The organism is Lacticaseibacillus brantae DSM 23927, assembly GCF_001436115.1.
GTDB classification, from domain to species: domain Bacteria; phylum Bacillota; class Bacilli; order Lactobacillales; family Lactobacillaceae; genus Lacticaseibacillus; species Lacticaseibacillus brantae.
Map to the genome: position 1 here is coordinate 493,690 of NZ_AYZQ01000001.1, position 20,425 is coordinate 514,114.

A 20,425-nucleotide genomic window follows, 5' to 3' on the forward strand; every position below is an offset into this window, starting at 1 on the left:
GACCCTCACTTTCAGGTTACAATACCCCAGCAATGTGTAGCATTGGTAACACAAGCAATAAGCTGTCAAAGCGATCAAGAATGCCACCGTGACCAGGAAGAATCTTACCGGAATCTTTGACGTCGTAATACCGTTTTAAGGCAGATTCAATCAGATCACCTAATTGTCCGATCACACTCAAGACCAGCGTCAAGGCCATCATTGGCCAGAAGCCATAGTATTGGGGGAAGAATTGTAAGTAAATTGCGGCAAAAATTAAGGCTGCAATGTTACCGCCAATGCTGCCTTCCCATGTCTTGTTGGGACTGATAGCCGGCCACAATTTGTGTTTGCCGATGGCCCGTCCGACCATGTATGCCCCACTATCGGTGAGCCAAACAATCAACAAGACGAAGAACAGGGTGTCTAAACCACCATCATTTCGGACAGTCGTCAAAGCGTGAAACCCAACGCCAATATAAATCATCGATAAGGTGCTGATGCCGGCATCATCGTAGGTGGTCCGATTGCGAGTGGCAACCGTCACGAGGAGCAAGACCGCCACGACCAAGTAGACAACGTCTAACCGATCCAAATGGCTGGGTAACCAGTTCCAAAAGCTCTCAGGTAGAACAATGAAAACCACACCTAGTGCTGCCACTAAGAACTCAGTTGACACGATAATTCGTTTACGCATAATGAACACTTCTGAAAGGGCAATCAGGGCAAGCCCTAATGACGCCAATTCCAGCCAGATACCGCCTGCAATCAAGATGGGGATAAAGATTATTAAGGCGATAACCGCCGTGATCACTCGTTGTCTCATGTTAAATTCCTCCGCTATTTCAATCCGCCAAATCGACGGTCACGCATTTGATAGGTCAAGATGTCCGCCTCAAGCGATTCTGGCGTGTAATCTGGCCAATAAGTATCTGTAAACACAAACTCACTGTATGCAATTTGCCACAGCAAGAAATTCGAGATTCGCTGTTCACCGCTCGTCCGAATGAGCAAATCAGGATTCGCTAACTTACCTAGTGGTGCCGTCATCAGCGCTTGCTCAAAAGCCGTCTCATCAATGGCATCGAGGGTTAACTCGTCGTTAGCAACCTGTTGTGCCAGCTGTTTGGTGGCATCTAAAATCTCGTTACGGCTGCCGTAATTTAGGGCAAAGTTTAAGATCATCCCGGTATTCTGCGCAGTTTTGGTCATCGCATTAATGGCCGCTTCCCGCGTCGCATCAGGCAGATCATCTAAGTAACCCATGACCTGGACCCGGACATTTTCTTCAATCAATTCCGGCATAAAGGTATCGAAGAAATCAACCGGAAGCCGCATGATATAACCCACTTCCTCAGTGGGCCGTTTCCAATTCTCCGTTGAAAAGGCATAGAGTGTTAAAACCTTGACTCCCAGCCGACTGGCGGCCTTGGTGATCGTCTTAACGTTTTCCATCCCCTGCTTATGTCCAGCGACTCGCGGCAAGAAGCGCTTTTTTGCCCAGCGGCCATTACCGTCCATGATAATGGCAATATGGTTGGGAATTAAATCTGGATTTAGTTCCGGAGTGGCTTTCTTATTCGAAAACACAAATTCCCCTCCTCAATTTATAATCTTTTCTGATTGTAGCAGAAAAGCCAACTTGACAAAAGTTCGGCTGCGATTTCATCCAAAAATAAAATACGGCCAGTGGCAAAACCTGCGTCTCGCCAGTGGCCGTATTCCGTTGTGAGGCTAGCTGTGGCAATTAGACCACAAATGATCTAGCCTTCAGTAATTTCTTTTTCTTTGGCGGCAGCAATTTCATCAATCCGCTTGGTGGCATCATCCGTCACCTTTTGGACGTCTTTTTCGAACTTGTGCAATTCATCTTCAGTGATTTCGGCAGCTTTTTGCTGCTTCTTCAAAGAATCTAAGGCATCACGACGGATGTTACGAACCGCAATTTTGGCATTTTCGGCGTACTTACCGACTTCTTTAGCCAATTCCTTACGGCGTTCACCAGTCAGTTGAGGAATTACCAAGCGAATCACAGAGCCGTCATTCGCAGGATTAATCCCCAAGTCGCTCATGTTGATGGCTGCTTCAATGTCTTTGAGGGCCCCTTTATCATATGGGGTCACCATTAGCACGCGAGCTTCAGGTACGGTAATGGCAGCAAGTTGGTTCAATGGAGTGGGCGCACCGTAATAGTCTACCGTAATCCGGTTCAACAGACTACCATTAGCCCGGCCAGCCCGGATGTTACCAAGTTCCCGTGATAAGGCTTCTTCAGTCTTAATCATGGTTTGCTTGGCGTGTTCAATGGTTTCGTTTGCCATTCTTTATTCTCTCCCTCGGATTGTGGTGCCGATGTTTTCACCCTCGACAACACGTTTGATATTGTTTGGTTCATTTAAGTTAAAGACAACCAGCGGAATGTCATTGTCCATCGACAATGAACTAGCTGTGGTATCCATGACCTTCAGATCCTTATTAATAATATCGAGGTGGGTTAAAGAATCAAACTTTTTCGCATCAGCGTCTTTATTTGGATCGGCTGAATACACCCCGTCGACATTATTTTTGGCCATCAAAATGACGTCAGCGTTGATTTCTGCCGCGCGTAAAGCTGCAGTTGTGTCGGTACTAAAGTATGGATTACCCGTCCCAGCAGCAAAAATCACGACCCGACCCTTTTCAAGGTCGCGGACAGCCTTGCGGCGAATGTATGGTTCGGCAATTTGTCGCATTTCAATTGAGGTTTGGACCCGAGTTGGCACGTCCAAACTTTCTAGGCTATCTTGTAAGGCTAACGCGTTCATGACTGTTGCCAACATACCCATGTAATCTGCTTGGGCGCGTTCCATGCCCATTTCAGCGCCGATTTGGCCTCGCCAAATGTTACCACCGCCGACGACGATTGCGATTTGAACGCCAAGGTCGTGCACAGCCTTAATTTCTTTAGCGACTGAGGCAATCACTGGTGGATTGATGCCGAAACCGGCCTCCCCTGCAAGGGCCTCGCCACTGACTTTTAAAACGATTCGGTTATACTTGACCATTAGTTTTTCCCTCCGTTGGTTTGGTGTCATTTTACCATAAAAAGCCGATGCGTTGGGGCTTAATTAGAGTTTACGGTCAAAATGGCCGCAAAAAAAGCGTCGCAGCGACGGCAAATAGCAATCGTACGACGCTTAATGAACTAGTCTTTGATTTGACTCATAACTTCTTCAGCAAAGTCGTTAGTCTTCTTCTCGATGCCTTCGCCGACTTCAAAGCGAACAAAGCCCTTAAGCTTGCCACCCTTGCTTGCGACGTATTGGGCAACGGTTTGATCAGAATCCTTGACGAAATCTTGGTCAACCAATGAAATTTCGCTCAGGAACTTGTTAACCCGACCTTCAACAATCTTAGGAATGATCTTTTCAGGCTTGCCTTCGTTCTTGGTTTCTTCAGTAAAGACCGCTTTTTCGTGTTCGAGCACGTCAGCTGGAACTTCTTCACGGCTTAAGTACTTAGGATTGATTGCGGCCACGTGCATTGCCACGTCGCGAGCAGTCTCTTCGTCAGCACCTTCAAGTGTGACCAACACAGCGATTTGGCCACCGTTATGCAAGTACTTGCCGAAAACATCAGCATCTGTCTTCTCAACAACGGAGAACCGACGGAAGCTAATCTTTTCACCAATAACAGCGGTTAATGCCTTTTGTGATTCGTCAATGGTTTCGCCATCGTCTAAGGTCAAAGCCAAAGCAGCGTCCATATCTGCAGGCTTGTTCTTGGCAACTGTGTCAGCCACTTGGTCAACAAAGTTGGTGAACTTTTCGTTAGACGCAACGAAGTCAGTTTCTGCATTGACTTCGACTACAGCAGCGGTGTTACCGTTGATTGCAACTTCAGCTAAACCTTCAGCCGCAATATTGCCGGCCTTTTTGGCAGCCTTAGCTAAACCTTTTTCGCGTAAAACGTCGATGGCTTTTTCCATGTCGCCTTCTGCAGCAACGAGGGCCTTCTTAGCGTCCATCATCCCAACTTGTGTGCGATCACGTAATTCTTTAACTTGCGCAGCAGTAACTGCCATAACGTATTTCCTCCCTGGTTATAAAAAGCTGCCTGCAGATCTTGCAGTATGCGCGAAACCTCCAGACAGCTTATTTAATTATTATTATTCAGCGTCAGTGTTGTCGCCTTCAACGGCTTCAACAATGTCTTCGATTGAGTCTGATGATTGTGCATTGTCTGCAACTTGATCTTCGACTTGGTCTTCACCCTGGCGGCCTTCGATGACTGCGTCAGCCATCTTAGCAGTAATCAAACGAACGGCACGAATCGCGTCATCGTTTGAAGGGATGATAACATCAATATCATCAGGATCAGAGTTCGTATCAACCATCGCAACGATTGGAATGTTCAACTTGTGTGCTTCTTGAACAGCAATCTTTTCCTTACGAGGATCAACGATGAACATTACGTCTGGAATCCGAGGCATATCTTCGATCCCACCCAAGAACTTGGTCAGCTTTTCTTCTTGCTTCTTAAGCAAAGCGACTTCTTTCTTAGGGAGCTTTTCAAATGTGCCGTCTTCAGCCATCTTCTTGATGTCCTTCAAACGCTTGATCCGAGTTTGGATTGTGTTCCAGTTAGTCAAAGTCCCACCTAACCAACGATGGTTAACGAAGTATTGACCGGCACGGGTTGATTCTTCAGCAATAGCATCTTGGGCTTGCTTCTTTGTCCCAACGAATAAGAAGACACCATCGTCTTGCGCTTCGTCTTTCACAAAGTTGTAAGCATCATCAATCATCTTGACCGTCTTTTGTAAGTCAATGATGTAGATGCCGTTACGTTCTGTAAAGATGAATGGCTTCATCTTAGGGTTCCAACGACGGGTTTGGTGACCGAAGTGGACACCAGCTTCTAAAAGCTGTTTCATGCTTAAAACTGCCATGATATAGTTCCTCCAATATGGGTTTTTTCCTCTTGATTACGTCAACTCGCAAGTAGACTCAGATGAGCACCCCGCTCACGATTGGTAATCAATGTGGTTTGTGCATTCGCACTTGAACCAGTATACAGAATCTTGATTATTTTTTCAAGCCTTGCCAGCTAACTTTGTGCGCAGCCAGAAACTGCTCTTTTTGGGCGCGACTCTGGTGCTTAAACGCCCACTCTGCCGATAACGCATCATGCTTAGTCGCAAACGCTTCATGATAGAGTAGCCGCACAGGCCGACGCGTTTTCGTATACTTTGCTCCTTTACCAGCATTATGAGTGGCCACACGAGCGGAGACGTCATTTGTGAAGCCGCCGTAGAACGTCCCATCTGCGCATAAAAGGACATAGAAATAATACTCATTTGCCAAGTAACTGCGCCACCTCTGTCATATATTGATTATCCTCGGTATAAACAACCACTGGCGGCATAATGCGAATACCGTCAGGCTTACCAGCCTTAATCGCCTCAATTAGCACCATATTGGCTTCGCGGTCAGCCTTGGGATGGACAAACCGAATCCTCTTAGGTGCCAGTTGATGTGCATTTAAAGTCGAAAGCAACTCTGCAAGCCGGTCGGGTCGATGCACCAAGAACAGCTTGCCCTGATATTTCAACAAATCGGCACTCACGCGACAGACGGTCTCAAAATCTGTGGTTAACTCGTGGCGAGCAAGTGCAAGATGCTGGTTGGGATTAGTTTCACTTTGCGGGCTGACTTTGAAATAGGGTGGATTACAGGTCACCACATCGACGCTATCTTTGGCAACGTAATCTGGCGTATTCGCTAAATCCGTAGTTAAGACTTCAACGTGTTTAAATTCATTCAAGGTAACGCTCCTTTTGGCCATGTCGGCCAACGTAGGTTGTAATTCCACAAGCGTCACTGGCGCATCCGTCCTAGGCGCGACGAACAGGCCCACTGCACCATTGCCGGCTGCTAAGTCTACGACCCGAGAATGGCGTTTCACTTGCGCAAATGCCGCCAGCAAAACCGCATCAAGAGAGAACGCAAACACATGATCACTTTGAATGATCTTGACGCCTCGAGAATTTAACTGGTCGACTCGCTCGCCTGGTTTCAACAAATTCATATGCCACCTCGGAAAAATGTGTTTGGGACGAAACCCTGTATGGTATAATTTAGCACATGTTGAATCTATATAGAAAGAAGCCGTGCCATGTTTTATTCCGTGCTCCGCGGACTCGTCCGCTTTTTCGTGTTACTGATTAACGGCAATACGCATTATGAAGGTAAAGAGAATTTACCTGACGGGCCCTACGTCTTGGTTGGCCCGCACCGCACCTGGTGGGACCCGGTATTCTTTGCGCTTGCCGGCGCCCCTCGCAAATTCGGGTTCATGGCCAAAGAAGAGCTATTCAACAATTGGTTCATCCGTTGGATTCTTGTGCACATGCACGCCTTTCCTGTCGATCGGGCCAACCCGGGTCCAAGTGTCATCAAAGCACCAGTCCGCATGATTAAAAATGACGATTTGGGGATCATTGTCTTCCCTTCCGGTTCGCGATACTCCAATGATTTAAAAGGTGGTGCGACCTTAATCGCCAAACTAGCCAAAGTACCGATTGTGCCAGCGGTTTACCAAGGCCCATTGAAGTTCTCACAATTGTTCCTACGCCGCCGCATCACCGTTCGTTTCGGTGAACCTATCGCCGTTCCGACCGGAAAACTCGACGATGCCGCTATGGCGCAGATTGGTGAACAAATGCAGCATGCGTTTGACGCAATTGACAAACAAATTGATCCCAACTTTAAGTACATCCCAAACGAAGAAAAATACTTGGCCGAAAAGAATCAAGGTAAGGTCAAATAAAAAGCGCGTTGCCAAGAGGCAACGCGCTTTTTATTTATTTCAAATCTTGACTTGCATGTCTGAAGCCGTAAGCAAAATAAATAATCAAGCCAAAGGCAAACCACATACCGCTCATGACCCAGGTTTCAAGACTCAATTGACTCATTAAAGCCAAGCAGAAAACAAAGGACAAAATTGGCACCACCGGATAGCCTGGCACCTTAAAGCCTTTATTTTCTAAGGTCTCATGCCGGCGCAAGGGAATGATGCCAATTGAAACAAAGGCAAACGCCACCAATGTGCCAATGTTGACCAAGTTGACCAACTGCGTCAGTGGGACAAAGCCACCCATCAGAGCAATAATCACTGTCACCGTCCACAGCGCATTTTGCGGCAATTGGTGATTAACCTGTCCAAACCACCGAGGCAGCAGACCATCCCGGCCAATGGCGTAAACCAAGCGGGAGGAACTGTAAATCATGGTCACCATCATTGTGAACATCCCCGCCAGCGCGCCAATCGAGATGACACCACCAATCCACCGTTGATGAACAAGATTCAAGGCAAAGGCCACTGGATCGGCGACATTTAATTTGGTGTAGCTCACCATGCCAGTTAGCACAATGGCTACCAAGACGTAGAGGATGGTAGCAATGATCAGGGTACCGATAATTCCGCGAGGCAAATTCTTCTGGGGGTCAATGACTTCTGGGGCTGATGCGGAAACCGCGTCAAAGCCTAAATACGCGAAGAATACCAGTGACGCCCCAGCCACAATCCCTTTGGTCCCAAACGGACTAAACGGCCGCCAATTAGCTGGTTGGACATAAAAAAGCCCCACGCCAATAAACAATAGAATAATCACAATTTTAACCACGACCATGATGCGATTAATCGCCATTGAACTTTGCAACCCGCGATGTAAGAGCCAGCCAATCAGGGCGACAACTAACACCGCAAGCAAGTTTACATAGTGCCCTCCTGCCGGATCAAAAGAACCTGCAATACTGGCTGGCATCTGCCAGCCAAAGCCAGCCACAAAGCTCGCAAAATACGCCGCAAAACTTGTCGAAACTGCCGCTACGGCTAACATATATTCCAAAATCAAGGCCCAGCCGATAATCCAGCCAAACACTTGGCCGAAGACAACATTCCCAAACGCATACGCCGACCCAGCCACTGGCAAGGTTGACGCGAACTCGGCATAACACATTGCCGCCAATGAACAAACAATTGCTGCTAACACAAATGACACCATTACCGCAGGGCCACTCGTTGTCGCCGCGACAGTGCCTGGCAAAATGAAAATCCCCGTGCCAATCACAGCACCAATGCCTAATGCAATCAAGTCGCGGGTGTTTAGCGTCCGCGCTAACTGATGATCCGCATTGAGCGTTTTCGTCAAATCAGGTTTGACGGTCATTTTTTTCCACAGTGACATTTCTACAATCCTTCCAAAAAATCATGAACTTACTCTGCCGGCGTCAAATGCCCGCTTTCTTGTAGGTGATACATATCGGCATATTGTCCGCCTAAGGCCACAAGTGATTCATGGGTCCCCCGCTCTATGACCCGACCGTTATCGAGCACTAGAATCAAATCAGCATCTTTAATGGTCGACAGACGATGTGCAATCGCAATTGTCGTCCGTCCGGACCGCAAACGCTTCAGCCCCTCTTGAATCATTGCTTCGGTTTCTGTATCAATATTAGCCGTTGCTTCATCCAGAACCAGGACTTTGGGGTTGGTCACCACCGTCCGGGCAAAAGACAGCAGTTGCCGCTGCCCCGATGAGAACTGGCTCCCAGATTCAATCACTTTGGCATGGTATTTGCCCGGTAGCTTCTCAATAAATTCATCCGCTTGCACGAACTTAGCGGCTTCTTGAACTTGCTCATCAGTGATTGCATCATTGAAGAGCCGGATGTTACTGCTAATGTCACCATAGAACATGAACGCGTCTTGCAACACCAATCCAAGTTTTTTGCGTAAATCGGCGAGGTCAAAATCGCGAATATCCTGGTCATCGATGAGAATTTGCCCCTGACCAAATTCGTAAAAGCGCATCATCACGTTAATAATCGAACTCTTCCCAGACCCAGTGTGACCAACGAGCGCCACAGTCTCACCCGGATTGGCAACAAAACTGATGTCGTGGAGAATTTCGTTTTCGCCATCGTATGCAAAGCTAACGTGTTTAAATTCAATTTTGCCTTGTGAAATCACGGCATGGGCATCTGGATTCTGCTTAGGAGCATATTCGTCATCATCCAAAATGCGGAAAATCCGACTACCCGCCACAACCCCATCCTGCAACGAAGACAAGCTATCCATCATATTCGTCATCGGATTAAAGAAATTCGACACATACGTGGTAAAAGCGTACACCATCCCGGCAGCGACATAATGTTTCATTGAATTCTGGCCAAATCCATACAGCACACCGACCAAAGCAAAGGTGTACAACAGATTGATGATCGGCGAGAGTAAAAGACTGTTGGTCTTGATCATCGCTTTACGGGTATCTAAATAGGCCTGGTTGGTTTGTTCAAATTCATCACTAATGCGTTTCTCCTGACGGAATTGCTGAATAATTTGAATTCCTTCAATCGATTCGTTGAGTTGCGTATTTAAAGCCGACAATTTTGACCGCATTTGCCGATAGACCCGGGAACTGAACGTGCTATAGTACCAAATCACCAGCAACAAGACCGGTAAGAAAGCCAGCACCAACCAAGCGCTCGCAGCATCTGTGGCCAACATAATCCAGAAGCTTGAAACCACGGAGAACAGCCCGACTACCACCGACAGAATCACATTCCAGAAATCCGCCAGGGTCATCGTGTCATTTGTCACCCGCGAAACAATTGAGCCAGCTGGTGTTTGGTCAAAGTAACGCATCCCCAACTGATGTAACTTCGAAAATAGCTTCCGGCGGACATCTTCAAGGCCACGTTCTGAGCCCATCATAAATAAGAATGATTGGAAGAATTGGCTGAGTGCTTTCAAGAGGGTCCCTAAGGCATAGAGCGCCGCAACACCTAAAATGACAGCGACCGTTGCATCCAACTTACTCAAATAGTGATCAACAAAATACTGCAAGATTTGTGGTAGCAGCACATTAATGATGGCTAGAGCAGCCGCAGCCACAAAGGCCCCGATAAATTGCACTTTGTAAGGCTTGGTGTAAGTCATCAAACGGCGCATGATTTTGAATTGCTGCTTCATTGGAATACTTTGACTCCAAGCTGATTCATTTTTCGCCATTAATCCAGCCCTCCTTGCGCTTCAAGTTGTTGTTTATCCCACATGTCGGCATACCATCCGTTCAAGGCCAATAACTCCGCATGTGTCCCACGTTCAATAATCCGCCCATCATCCACCACAATAATTTCGTCGGCTTCCATCACTGAACTCAGGCGATGTGCAGCAATCATAGTGGTTTTGTCCTTACGGGTCTCATGTAAGTGGGCTAGAATTTCGGCTTCGGTCTTAGCGTCGACGGCAGATAAGGCATCGTCTAGAATCAAGAGTTCTGGTTCCGTGATGACTGCCCGGGCAATTGACAATCGCTGCTTTTGACCACCGGATAAACTAACGCCTTTTTCCCCGACTAAAGTTGCGTAACCTTCAGTAAAGTTCAAAATATCATCGTGGACGGCACTTTCTTTAGCTGCTGCCTCAATGGCTTCTTGCCCCTGGTCATAGGCAGAGAAACGAATGTTATTACCGACTGAAGTAGAGAATAAGAAATTATCTTGCGGAACATACCCAATTGAACCGAGTAATGCATCCAATGTGTAGTCGCGAATGTCATGCCCGCCAAAGCGGATTGATCCACGGTATTGGTCAAATTCCCGCATCAATAGTTTAAAAATCGTACTCTTCCCCGCCCCGACCTTGCCGACAATGCCTAAAGTTTGGCCGGCAGCCAGACGAAAGTGCACGTGGACCAAGGCTGACGCTTCGGCATCAGGATAACTGAATTGATCCAAGCGATATTCAATATCGCCTTTGGCAGGGGTGGTAACAGCCGCCTGTGGTTCAACAATCGCACTCTGCTCATTCAGCAAACTCATGACCCGGTCATAACTCGCATTCCCGCGTTCCAGGATGTTGAACAATCGACCGATGGCAAACATTGGCCAAACTAAGGCAGCCACATACGTGATGAATGAAATCAACTGGCCAATTGAAATTTGTTGGCTCTGTACCAGCCAGCCGCCATAAATAATGGTGACTAAGTAGGTTAAGCCCATGATGAGGCTGGTGATTGGATCAAACAGGGCATCTAAGAAGTTCACGCGTTTATTAATCGTGATCGTCTTGTCGACAATCTGATTGAAGTCGTCAACATCAGCAGCCTCTTGACCAAAAGTCTTAATGACCTTAACGCCACTGACACTTTCTTGTGTTTTGTCATTCAGGCGTGAAAAGGCTGCCTGAGATTCAGCAAAAGCCGAATGCAGGCGCATTCCAAGTTTTCTTGCCATCACTGTGAGCAGTGGCATTGGCAACAAAGCGAGCAATGTCAGGCGCCAGTCAACAAAGACCATCATCGCGATAATCGTCGTGCCGCCGGTAATGAATGAATCAAATAAGGTCAAGATACCAGCTCCGGCCACATTCTGAATCGCATTCAGGTCATTGGTCGCGTGGGCCATTAAGTCACCGGTCCGATGTTTTTGATAGAAGGTGGCGTCCATCTTCATGAAGTGCCAAAACAAACGGGTTCGAAGCGTTTTTTCCAGTTGAGCCGCCCCGCCCCAGATGGCGACACGCCAGCCAAAGCGGAAAATGTACTGTCCAATTCCAGACGCAATTAACAAGCCCAACCAAACCCAAAGTTGAGTACTCGTGAGCGTTTGCTTCGACATGGCATCGACTAAATTCCCGATTATTTTTGGTGGGATTAAATTCACCAAAGCTACTAGCACTAAGGCCAAAATACCAAAAATATATCGTCGTTGTTGGGCTTTGAAGTACCAGCCGAGTTTTTTGAAAATACTCATCTGTATTTTCACGCTCCTTTCGCAATGAGAAAATTATAATTTATTTTTAATCGTTAGTAAACCAACAGACCGTCCTCAAGGTATTTAATGGTGCGAAATCAGTTTTATTCGCAACCTTTTGATGTAACCGGTATAATGGCAATCAAATGAAAAAGGAGTGGTAATAATGGGTGAAGCGTTGCCAAAACGGATTCAGTGGATTTGGCTCATTAGTGCGGTGATTTGGCTACTGGTGCTTAGCGGCATCACGGGGCTGATTGGTTTCTTGGTTCCTCGCTGGCATTGGTGGCCATGGCTAACGATTGTGGCTATCGGTCTGACCATCATTATTAGTTTGGGGATGTTGATTAGTATTCCATACCGGTATCGGTTTACCCGTTATCAGTTGTCAACCCTGGCGTTAGAGATCCAGTCTGGATTTTTCACGCGTAAATTCGAAGCGGTTCCGATCTCTCGAATTCAGAATGTGACCTTGACCGCTGGGCCCTTACTGCAATGGCAGCATCTGCAGGCCGTGACGATTGAAACGGCCTCCACTAGCCACACCATTGATGGGATCGAACCAACTGTTGCCGACCAATTACGCGACCAACTGCTCAAGTTGGCCCAGGAGGCGCGCGATGAGTAGATTACATCCCATCTCTATTCTGGTTTTTTCTGCTGCCGTGTTGAGACAGCTTGGATTTGTATTCTTAATCGGGCTTTCGAATTCATTGCTCAAGGGCCAATGGAACGTCACCACAATCGTCATCGGTGGCGAAATTCTTGTGACGCTTGCAATCGCAGTGTGGCGGTGGTTCTTCTTTCGCTACCAGATTACTCCTGATACCATTACGATCCAGCGTGGCCTGATTGCCAAGAAGACGAGTCATATTCCGCGGCACAACATTCAAACCATTCAGCAACGTCAATGGTTCTTCTTCAAACCATTACACGTGCTCGAACTTCAAATTGAAACCTCTGGTCACGAAGGCAGTACGCCAGAAGCTGTATTACCCGGCGTCCCGGAAAGTGTCCTCGCCCAATTGGCTGTCCCCACCACTTCGCAGTCTGTGGAAGTGCAAAACGACCTGAGTTATCAAATTAACGCGAGTGATCTCACCCAGTACGCCCTCACTTCCCTAGGAATTTTCCCAATTCTGGCGGCAATCTTTTGGCTCTTCGGTCGCCTTGACGACTTATTGCCAAAGACCTGGTTCACCCAAGCTCAAGCACAACTGCTGATGTTGGGCACAGTCGTCATTGTGGGATTAGGCATTTTGCTGCTACTTTTCGGCCTACTGATTTCGTTTCTACGGGAAATTCAACGCTATTATCATTTCACGCTACAACAAACCGATCATCAGTTAGTGACTGAACGCGGCTTCTTCCAGCGGAACCAAGTCTCGGTGGCCACTTCAAAGATTCAAGCCTTACGCTTCAGCCAAAACGTCCTGCGGCAAGGATTGAAAATTACCACCATCCAAGCCCTGACGGCTTCTAATGCGGCTGCTGATGAACAAGATAAAGATCTGGTCTTAATCCCTGTCATTAAGACGCCAGTCGCGCTACCGACCATCAAGCGCTTTGTCGATTGGGTCCCACAACCATCGCCCGCTGTCACACTTGTCCCGCCTCGCACTCGGTGGCGCTACGCCCGAAATGTCATCTTAGGCAATGCCGTTGTCATCGGCTTACTTTTTGCCGTCACGGGCCAGTGGCACGCCCCGATTTGGTGGCTGTTGGCGTTCATCTGGTTGGTGATTGCTGGTGGGCTTGGACGCTACGCCGCCCGCCAAGGCCAAATGGGAATGTCTGACACGCTACTTGTTGCGCAGGTCGGCCATCTCTTTGGGCGCACCCGTTACCTCATTCCTAAGGCCAAGATTCAATCAGTAGAAATACGGCAACCGGTTCTCCTTCGGCATCAATTTGCCCACGTCGTCATCAATGTTCGCCATGGTAATAGCAATCAAATTGTCCGCGTTAATTACCTACCCAAAGCATTCGCGCAATCAGTGTGGCAATGGTACGCGCCCAGCTTACCAAATAAAAATCTTGACTAAAAATCAAAAAGCGCCAGGCCTCAACGGCTTGACGCTTTTTGGTGCAATTATTTAGCGCTCTTTTGTGCTTGTTTCATTTTGGCCATCATCTGGTTCATTTTCTTTGCAGATGGTGTTTGTCCTGATTGCATCATCAGGGTGCGCAGCATTTCTTCGTTCAATGGTGGATTATCTTGGAAATAACGCTTCATGTAGGCCCGGGCGCCGAAAAAGCCCCCGATTAACCCGATAATCAAACCGATTACTAAGCCTAAAGCTAGCCAGCCCATCGTCATACCTCCTTTGTGCTTCGATTAACATTGTACAGAATTGTCTGGCTAAAAAAAAGCCTAATCTTCACGCCAGCCATGTTCTCGCTGAACTTTGCGCAGCTTCTCTGGTGTGACTTCGTTACCTTTTTTGTCAAAGTACTGGGTTTGTTCAACAGTTTGGCGAAAACCAGCCCGGAAATCTTTTAAATAGGCTTCACGTAATGCTTGCCGTTCGGCCTTTTCTTCGTCAGTTAAGCCGAATTCTTTATCCTTACGCGCCAATTCATTAATACGGTCAATACGTTCTTTTGGTTGTTCTGCCATGATAAAACTCCTAACTCAGATCGATGGCTGACACATAGTAGCCATCGGGATTTTGATTTGGAAATGGTGCCGATTGGAGCATACGCACATACTCTTCCGCACGAGCATTCGTTCGGAAAGCCTTGAGCATATGATAATCAGCCCCATAGGCATAGTATACAACATAGATCCGTGTATCGATATCAGTTCACCCTTTTTGTTGCACGTGAGAACCCCACCTATTGGTCGGTCATCAGTGTCAGAATTCGATTTCGAAGCGACCAGAGGCCACTTGAAATCCCGGCTTGTGATTTTTCACAACTTATCAACCCTAACGGATTTACCCTCGAAACGCAAGCGGTTTAATTAAAATGGCAAAAAAAGAAACCCTGATTTCTCAAGGTTTCAAAGGTGGTATTAACGACGCTTTTCTTTAATACGAGCAGCCTTACCACGTAATGCACGTAAGTAGTACAACTTCGCACGACGAACTTGACCATGACGTGTCACTTCGATTTGTTCAACACGAGGAGTGTGTAATGGGAATGTCCGTTCCACACCAACACCGCTAGAAATCTTACGAACAGTGTAAGTTGCGCTGACACCAACGCCACGGCGCTTGATGACAACACCTTCAAAGATCTGGATACGTTCGCGGTCGCCTTCGACGATCCGGGCGTGGACACGGACGGTGTCCCCAGGGCGGAAGTCAGGGATATCTGAACGTAATTGAGACTTGGTAATTTCTTGGATTAATGGATTCATCAATCGGTTCTCCTTTTGCCGACATTCATAATCTTCCCGAACAGCGGAATATCGTTGTTATGTGACGTATCACAGTTGTTTAGTTTAGCATACTATCAGGCGCTTGCCAACGGCTTTTTGGGAATTACTCATTTTTAATTTCGGCAATAACCTCATTCAGAAGCTTGTGTTCCTCACTCGTCAAATCCAAGGCTGCCAACAAGTCTGGCCGACGCAGATACGTGCGGCGCAGGCTTTCTTTCAGGCGCCACTGATTGATCAGCTGATGATTGCCATTTTGCAAGACCTCAGGGACATCCATCCCCCGGTAAGTCGCTGGACGCGTATATTGGGGATATTCCAACAACCCGTTTTCGAAGCTATCAGTGTGGGCCGATTCGTCATTGCCTAACACACCCGGCAGTAACCGGGCAATCGCGTCAGTCATCATCATCGCGCCGAGTTCGCCACCAGTCAAAACGAAGTCACCCAATGAGTATTCATCAGTAACTAACGTGCGAATTCGTTCATCATAGCCTTCGTAATGCCCACAAATGAAGACGAGATGCGCTTCATGAGCCAACTCACGGGCGGCGGCTTGATTAAATTGCTTACCAGCTGGATCAAGCAGAATCACCCGCTTTTGTCCGGGGTGATTAGCGTTGAGTTCATCCATCGCCTCAAAAATCGGTTCTGGCTTCAATAACATGCCGGCACCACCCCCGTAAGGTGTGTCATCGACATGCATGTGCTTATCGTGACTATATTGCCGAAAATCAACCACGTTAAAGTCGAGTAAGTCGCGTTCCAAAGCTTTACCAATCACACTTTGGGTCATTGGGGCAAACATATCGGGAAAAAGGCTTAAGACATCAATCCGCATCAACAATCAACCCTTCTGGCACGTCCACGTGCGCGGTTTTAGTCTCCAGGTCAATCGATTGCACCACACTGTTCAAGAATGGTAACAGGATATCAGATTTGCCTTTGCGCGGAATTACCCACACGTCATTGGGACCAGGACTGAGAATTTCACTCACTCGACCAAGCTCAACGTTATTCTGATCAATGACCGTTAAGCCAATGATATCGCGATAATAATATTCCCCCTCATCCAGTGGATGAAGTTGGGCGTCAGTCACGGCCAGTTCTTGGCCTTTGAATGGTAAAACAGCATTGATGTCGTCGTACCCATCAAAGGTCAACATCGTGAGCCCTTTATGTTCGCGGACCGATTTGACCGTCACAGTGGTCGCTGGATTAGTGAGCACTACGAGCTGCTTACCAACGGCGAAGCGCTCTTCAGGAAAGTCGGTGGTCACTAAGACCCGTACTTCTCCTCGAATGCCATGGGTGTTGACGATTTTACCAACATGATAGTATTCAGGCATAATAGCTCCTTTCACAATTCATACAAAAAACTCGGGGCAAAACCGAAGTTTCGTCCCGAGTTCCTGACTATTCTGGATGCGGGGCATCCACGATATTAAGTCGGACCCGCTTTGGATACGGGCTCTTGACACTGTACACTAATGTCCGAATTGCTTGCACAACTCGGCCCTGCTTACCGATAATTCGTCCAACATCGTCGGGCGCCACCGTTAAGTCAAAAGCCATATAATCATCAGTTTCATGAGCTGAAACGAGAATGGCTTCAGGGTGGTCAACTAATGGGGTCACAATTGCTGTAATCAGCGCTGCGATATCCACGAGTCAGACCTATTTCTTAGTGAAGCGTGCTTCGTGATACTTTTGCATAATGCCCTTGCTTGAAAGCAAATTACGTACTGTATCAGAAGGTTGTGCACCCTTTTGAAGCCAATCCAAAATTGAATCCTCTTCTAATTTTAAATCAACTGGTTCGGTTAATGGGTTGTAATAACCAACGGATTCAATGAAACGACCATCACGTGGGAAACGTGAGTCAGCAACAACAATCCGGTAGAATGGCTTACGCTTTGAACCCATCCGCTTTAAACGAATTTTAACTGCCATTTATGTCCACCTCCTATTAATTTCTCAACTTAAGCATCATAGCAAAATTTCAAGACGCTGTAAAGAGGTTTTTCTTTACAACCTGAAATTTTCCTAGGATTTGAAGTTTTTCGCGTTCTTGAGCCGCTTTTTCTTGTTTTTCTTCTGCTTGCGGACCATCGAATTCATCGCCATTTTGCCCAGACGCCCTTGGATTCCATTGCCGAACATGCCTTCCATGCCGCCAAAGTTCCCCTTGCTCATCTGGTTCATCATTTTCTTGCTTTGATTAAATTGCTTGATCATGCGATTGACTTCAGGCACAGGACGACCTGAACCAGCGGCAATCCGTCGACGCCTTGAAGGATTCAATAAGTCTGGGTTCACCCGTTCCGCTGGCGTCATCGAATAAACAATGGCCTTCATATGCCCAATATCCTTCGGTGACATCTGAATGTTAGCAGCGGCGGGATTATTAGCCAAGCCAGGAATCATTTTGAGCAGGTCTTCCATTGGGCCCATGTTACTAATCTGGTCCATCTGATCGAGGAAGTCATTGAAGTCAAAGGAATTCTGCTGAATCTTCTCGGCCATTTCCTGGGCTTGTTTCTCATCATAATTCTGTTGGGCTTTGTCAATCAGGGTCAGCATGTCACCCATGCCCAGAATCCGATTGGCCATCCGGTCTGGATAGAATACATCAAGTGCGTCCATCTTTTCGCCCTGACCAACGAACTTAATTGGTTTACCAGTAACAGCTCGAATCGACAGCGCCGCCCCACCACGGGTGTCCCCATCAAGTTTAGTCAAGACTACCCCAGTGATATCTAAGCGTTCATTAAAGCCCTTCGCCACATCAGTTGCCGCTTGCCCGGTCATACTATCGACAACCAAGAGAATTTCATCAGGGTGCGCTAACGCCTTGATGTTATCCAGTTCAGTCATCAAGGCATCATCAATCTGCAGACGACCAGCCGTATCAATAATGACGTAATCATTCTTTTGTAGCGCCGCTTGGGCCATCCCTTGGCGAACAATTTCGACCGGATCGACATCGGTGCCCATGTCAAAGACTGGCACATTCAGTTGATTCCCAATGGTCTTCAACTGTTCAATCGCAGCAGGCCGATAGACATCGGCTGCAATCAGCAACGGACGCGCGTGATCGTTATCCATCAGATACTTGGATAACTTCCCAACCGTGGTCGTTTTCCCGGCCCCTTGAAGACCAGCCATCATAATGACAGTTGGGATATGGGGTGATTTGTTCAGGGGAACTGCAGTCTCCCCCATCGTCTTCGTTAATTCGTCATTAACAATCTTAATGATCTGCTGTGCAGGCGTTAAACTGTCGAGTACTTCTGCCCCAACAGCCTTTTCCCGCACATCTTTGACGAAATCTTTGACCACGCCGAAATTCACGTCGGCTTCAAGGAGGGCTAAGCGGATTTCTCGCATGGCCTCCCTAACGTCATCTTCTGTTACTTTCCCCTTGCGGCGTAATCCCGCAAAAGCTTTCTGTAATCGTTCAGATAATCCTTCAAATGCCATAATTTGCCTCTTTCATCTTATTGCGCCGTCTGATCCGCTACGCGAGCTAACAACTGATTCAGTTCAATATCACTCGCATAGTGGCCTCGAATATATTGACTCAAAGCATCGACGGCCTGGTTCTGTGCTTGGTAGTTGGCGTACAAATGGAGCTTGGCTTCATACGCCTCTAAACTTGCCTCAGTTCGGCGAATATTATCGTAAACTGCCTGGCGCGAGACGTCGAATTCGGTCGCAATCTCACCGAGAGAATAGTCATCGCCATAGTAAAGTTCCAGATAGCTATGTTGCTTATCAGTCAGCAAGGCGCCGTAGAATTCAAATAAAGAATTCATGCGGTTATTTTTTTCAATTTCCATCATTTCAGTCCTTTATTTTCCATAACGTCATCCCTATCAGAATACCGATTTATCCCTAACGCGTCAATGTAATTCTAACCGATAACAATTCGGTTAGCGGCGCTCGTTAAGGAAATCACAAAATTACGTGCCAACCGCTTTCATTCGTGCTAAACTTGACCTAGGAATAATTAGGAGGGAATCTCATGGTAGCAGCAATTCTTTATTGGGGCGTCATCGCAGCACTCATTGGTTGGGGCCTTTGGAATATTCTATTTTCAATTATTTATGTTCACAATCACGAAAATGGTAATCTGTGGTTCTTCGCCATTCTCAACACCCTGACCCTGATCTTCGGCGGCATCTTCATGTGGGTGATGAATAATGCGGCTTGGCAACGATATTGGTTCACTACTGGGACGAAAACCAGTCCAATTCTGGGCTATTTGCTCATCGCCTACATTGTTCTTGTCGTCTTACAGGTCATCTTCGGCCGCGAAGGCAAACAACAAACCGCCTAAGCCCGCTGCTTTGTCCTTGAGTTACCTCTTCAGGTTGCCCAAGGGCTTTTTTTATGCAGTTTAATCGTCTGCGGGTACAATAAAACCTAATGGAGGTGGGACACATGCGATTACGACATTGGTTGATCGCCATAATTCTTGGTGTGGTGGCGGTCTTTGGGGTTTGGTTTGGCCAGTTACAATGGCGCACCCATCTGTTAGGCTATGAAACATTTACTCACCGCAACATTCCGACAGTCTTGTTGGCGGGGTATGGGGGCGATGCCTGGACCTACAACGGGATGATGCAACGGTATGCAAGCGCTCAGATTGCTCATGGCGCACTCAGAATCAACGTTTCCAAGTCAGGCAAATTCACAATCACCCAAACTGGCAAACTAACTGATAACCCACTGGTTCAAGTACTTTTTGCCGACAACAAGAACTTTCGCGGGGAACAAGCCCAATTATTACCGGTCCTGGCGACCTTGAAAGCCAAATATCACTGGCGACAGATGAATCTTGTGGGCCACTCCATGGGTGGCGGCGTCGCGCTGAACACCTTGCTTGCCATTACTGGCAAAACTGAGTATCCGCAAGTCGCAAAGTTTGTCGGTATCGCCAGCCCGTTCACGGGCTTGGGAAAGACTTCCGATCCAAAACGCGTGGCCGCTTTAACAACCCAATTGCGCCAATTGCCGGCCGGTCTGTCGATTCTTAATCTGGCCGGAGATGTTTTTGGCACCGGTGGTGATTTGGAAGTCGCCTCGCCAACCGTTTTTGGCTTAAAACAAGCACTGCCCAACAACATCAGGTATCGGCAAGTCTTAATCAGTGGCGATATTCTAACTAGTGAACACAGCTTTTTACATGAAAACGCGCAAGTTGACGGCCTAATTGCCCACTTCTTGTGGCAATAAAAAGAGTGATGACAAAAAA

25 protein-coding genes are annotated in these 20,425 nt (G+C 47.4%); 5 read left to right on the forward strand and 20 right to left on the reverse strand.

The genetic code is table 11. The features are described 5' to 3' along the window. Window positions 1-16: 16 nt before the first annotated feature. The 8 genes from FC34_RS02370 to FC34_RS02405 form a co-directional block, all read right to left on the reverse strand. Window positions 17-805: a phosphatidate cytidylyltransferase gene (locus FC34_RS02370; RefSeq protein ID WP_057893777.1), complete on the reverse strand. Its 789-nt coding sequence runs from the start codon at window positions 803-805 to the stop codon at window positions 17-19. Window positions 806-819: 14 nt separating this feature from the next. Beyond that, window positions 820-1,569 (reverse strand): isoprenyl transferase, encoded by a 750-nt coding sequence (locus tag FC34_RS02375; protein ID WP_057893778.1) that lies wholly within the window; start codon window positions 1,567-1,569, stop codon window positions 820-822. Between the two features lie 173 nt (window positions 1,570-1,742). Further along, window positions 1,743-2,300 (reverse strand): ribosome recycling factor, encoded by a 558-nt coding sequence (frr, locus tag FC34_RS02380; RefSeq protein ID WP_057893779.1) that lies wholly within the window; start codon window positions 2,298-2,300, stop codon window positions 1,743-1,745. Between the two features lie 3 nt (window positions 2,301-2,303). Next, window positions 2,304-3,023: a UMP kinase gene (gene pyrH / locus FC34_RS02385; RefSeq protein WP_057893780.1), complete on the reverse strand. Its 720-nt coding sequence runs from the start codon at window positions 3,021-3,023 to the stop codon at window positions 2,304-2,306. 140 nt (window positions 3,024-3,163) lie between these two features. Beyond that, the gene (gene tsf, locus FC34_RS02390; RefSeq protein WP_057893781.1) at window positions 3,164-4,042 is read right to left on the reverse strand and encodes a translation elongation factor Ts; all 879 of its coding nucleotides are present in this window, start codon (window positions 4,040-4,042) and stop codon (window positions 3,164-3,166) included. Between the two features lie 84 nt (window positions 4,043-4,126). Continuing rightward, entirely contained in the window at window positions 4,127-4,909 is a 783-nt protein-coding gene (gene rpsB / locus FC34_RS02395; protein WP_057893782.1) for a 30S ribosomal protein S2, read from the reverse strand. Between the two features lie 136 nt (window positions 4,910-5,045). Next, window positions 5,046-5,324: a GIY-YIG nuclease family protein gene (locus FC34_RS02400; protein WP_057893783.1), complete on the reverse strand. Its 279-nt coding sequence runs from the start codon at window positions 5,322-5,324 to the stop codon at window positions 5,046-5,048. Continuing rightward, on the reverse strand, window positions 5,314-6,048 hold the full coding sequence (locus FC34_RS02405; protein ID WP_057893784.1) for a tRNA1(Val) (adenine(37)-N6)-methyltransferase: 735 nt from the start codon (window positions 6,046-6,048) through the stop codon (window positions 5,314-5,316). The genes FC34_RS02400 and FC34_RS02405 overlap by 11 nt, the downstream gene beginning before the upstream one ends. An 87-nt stretch (window positions 6,049-6,135) precedes the next feature. On the opposite strand from FC34_RS02405, the gene FC34_RS02410 reads away from it, so the two are divergent. Then, the gene (locus FC34_RS02410; protein WP_057893785.1) at window positions 6,136-6,789 is read left to right on the forward strand and encodes a lysophospholipid acyltransferase family protein; all 654 of its coding nucleotides are present in this window, start codon (window positions 6,136-6,138) and stop codon (window positions 6,787-6,789) included. Window positions 6,790-6,823: 34 nt separating this feature from the next. On the opposite strand, the gene FC34_RS02415 is transcribed toward FC34_RS02410, so the two are convergent. From FC34_RS02415 to FC34_RS02425, 3 genes are read right to left on the reverse strand one after another with little or no spacing between them, the layout of a single operon-like run. Then, window positions 6,824-8,209 carry an APC family permease gene (locus FC34_RS02415; protein ID WP_057893786.1) on the reverse strand — a complete coding sequence of 462 codons (1,386 nt, stop codon included), beginning with the start codon at window positions 8,207-8,209 and terminating at the stop codon, window positions 6,824-6,826. A gap of 29 nt (window positions 8,210-8,238) precedes the next feature. Then, window positions 8,239-10,035, reverse strand: coding sequence for an ABC transporter ATP-binding protein (locus tag FC34_RS02420; protein WP_057893787.1), 1,797 nt, complete (start codon window positions 10,033-10,035; stop codon window positions 8,239-8,241). Then, window positions 10,035-11,780, reverse strand: coding sequence for an ABC transporter ATP-binding protein (locus tag FC34_RS02425; protein WP_057893788.1), 1,746 nt, complete (start codon window positions 11,778-11,780; stop codon window positions 10,035-10,037). The genes FC34_RS02420 and FC34_RS02425 overlap by 1 nt, the downstream gene beginning before the upstream one ends. 166 nt (window positions 11,781-11,946) lie before the next feature. Here FC34_RS02425 and FC34_RS02430 point away from each other — a divergent pair, with 166 nt between their 5' ends. Beyond that, the gene (locus FC34_RS02430; RefSeq protein ID WP_057893789.1) at window positions 11,947-12,408 is read left to right on the forward strand and encodes a PH domain-containing protein; all 462 of its coding nucleotides are present in this window, start codon (window positions 11,947-11,949) and stop codon (window positions 12,406-12,408) included. Continuing rightward, window positions 12,401-13,825, forward strand: coding sequence for a PH domain-containing protein (locus FC34_RS02435; protein WP_057893790.1), 1,425 nt, complete (start codon window positions 12,401-12,403; stop codon window positions 13,823-13,825). Before FC34_RS02430 ends, FC34_RS02435 begins: the two co-directional genes overlap by 8 nt. A 47-nt stretch (window positions 13,826-13,872) precedes the next feature. On the opposite strand, the gene FC34_RS02440 is transcribed toward FC34_RS02435, so the two are convergent. From FC34_RS02440 to FC34_RS02480, 9 genes are all read right to left on the reverse strand, one after another. Next, window positions 13,873-14,100: a YneF family protein gene (locus FC34_RS02440; RefSeq protein WP_420805030.1), complete on the reverse strand. Its 228-nt coding sequence runs from the start codon at window positions 14,098-14,100 to the stop codon at window positions 13,873-13,875. A 54-nt stretch (window positions 14,101-14,154) separates the two neighbouring features. Continuing rightward, window positions 14,155-14,400: a DUF896 domain-containing protein gene (locus FC34_RS02445; protein WP_057893792.1), complete on the reverse strand. Its 246-nt coding sequence runs from the start codon at window positions 14,398-14,400 to the stop codon at window positions 14,155-14,157. Between the two features lie 396 nt (window positions 14,401-14,796). Next, window positions 14,797-15,144, reverse strand: a complete 348-nt coding sequence (gene rplS, locus FC34_RS02450; protein ID WP_057893793.1) for a 50S ribosomal protein L19 — start codon at window positions 15,142-15,144, stop codon at window positions 14,797-14,799. 124 nt (window positions 15,145-15,268) lie between these two features. Next, a complete protein-coding gene (gene trmD, locus FC34_RS02455) occupies window positions 15,269-16,006 on the reverse strand; it encodes a tRNA (guanosine(37)-N1)-methyltransferase TrmD (RefSeq protein WP_057893794.1) in 738 nt (245 codons plus the stop codon). Then, entirely contained in the window at window positions 15,996-16,514 is a 519-nt protein-coding gene (rimM, locus tag FC34_RS02460) for a ribosome maturation factor RimM (protein ID WP_057893795.1), read from the reverse strand. The genes trmD and rimM overlap by 11 nt, the downstream gene beginning before the upstream one ends. 67 nt (window positions 16,515-16,581) lie before the next feature. Continuing rightward, a complete protein-coding gene (locus FC34_RS02465) occupies window positions 16,582-16,833 on the reverse strand; it encodes a KH domain-containing protein (RefSeq protein WP_057893796.1) in 252 nt (83 codons plus the stop codon). A 9-nt stretch (window positions 16,834-16,842) separates the two neighbouring features. Then, window positions 16,843-17,118 (reverse strand): 30S ribosomal protein S16, encoded by a 276-nt coding sequence (gene rpsP, locus FC34_RS02470; RefSeq protein WP_057893797.1) that lies wholly within the window; start codon window positions 17,116-17,118, stop codon window positions 16,843-16,845. 93 nt (window positions 17,119-17,211) lie between these two features. Continuing rightward, the gene (gene ffh / locus FC34_RS02475) at window positions 17,212-18,648 is read right to left on the reverse strand and encodes a signal recognition particle protein (protein WP_057893798.1); all 1,437 of its coding nucleotides are present in this window, start codon (window positions 18,646-18,648) and stop codon (window positions 17,212-17,214) included. A gap of 17 nt (window positions 18,649-18,665) precedes the next feature. Then, complete coding sequence (locus FC34_RS02480) at window positions 18,666-19,007, reverse strand: putative DNA-binding protein (protein ID WP_057894136.1); 342 nt, start codon at window positions 19,005-19,007, stop codon at window positions 18,666-18,668. 185 nt (window positions 19,008-19,192) lie between these two features. On the opposite strand from FC34_RS02480, the gene FC34_RS02485 reads away from it, so the two are divergent. After that, window positions 19,193-19,507 (forward strand): hypothetical protein, encoded by a 315-nt coding sequence (locus tag FC34_RS02485; protein WP_057893799.1) that lies wholly within the window; start codon window positions 19,193-19,195, stop codon window positions 19,505-19,507. A gap of 104 nt (window positions 19,508-19,611) precedes the next feature. Further along, window positions 19,612-20,406 (forward strand): alpha/beta hydrolase, encoded by a 795-nt coding sequence (locus FC34_RS02490; RefSeq protein WP_057893800.1) that lies wholly within the window; start codon window positions 19,612-19,614, stop codon window positions 20,404-20,406. Window positions 20,407-20,425 lie beyond the last annotated feature (19 nt).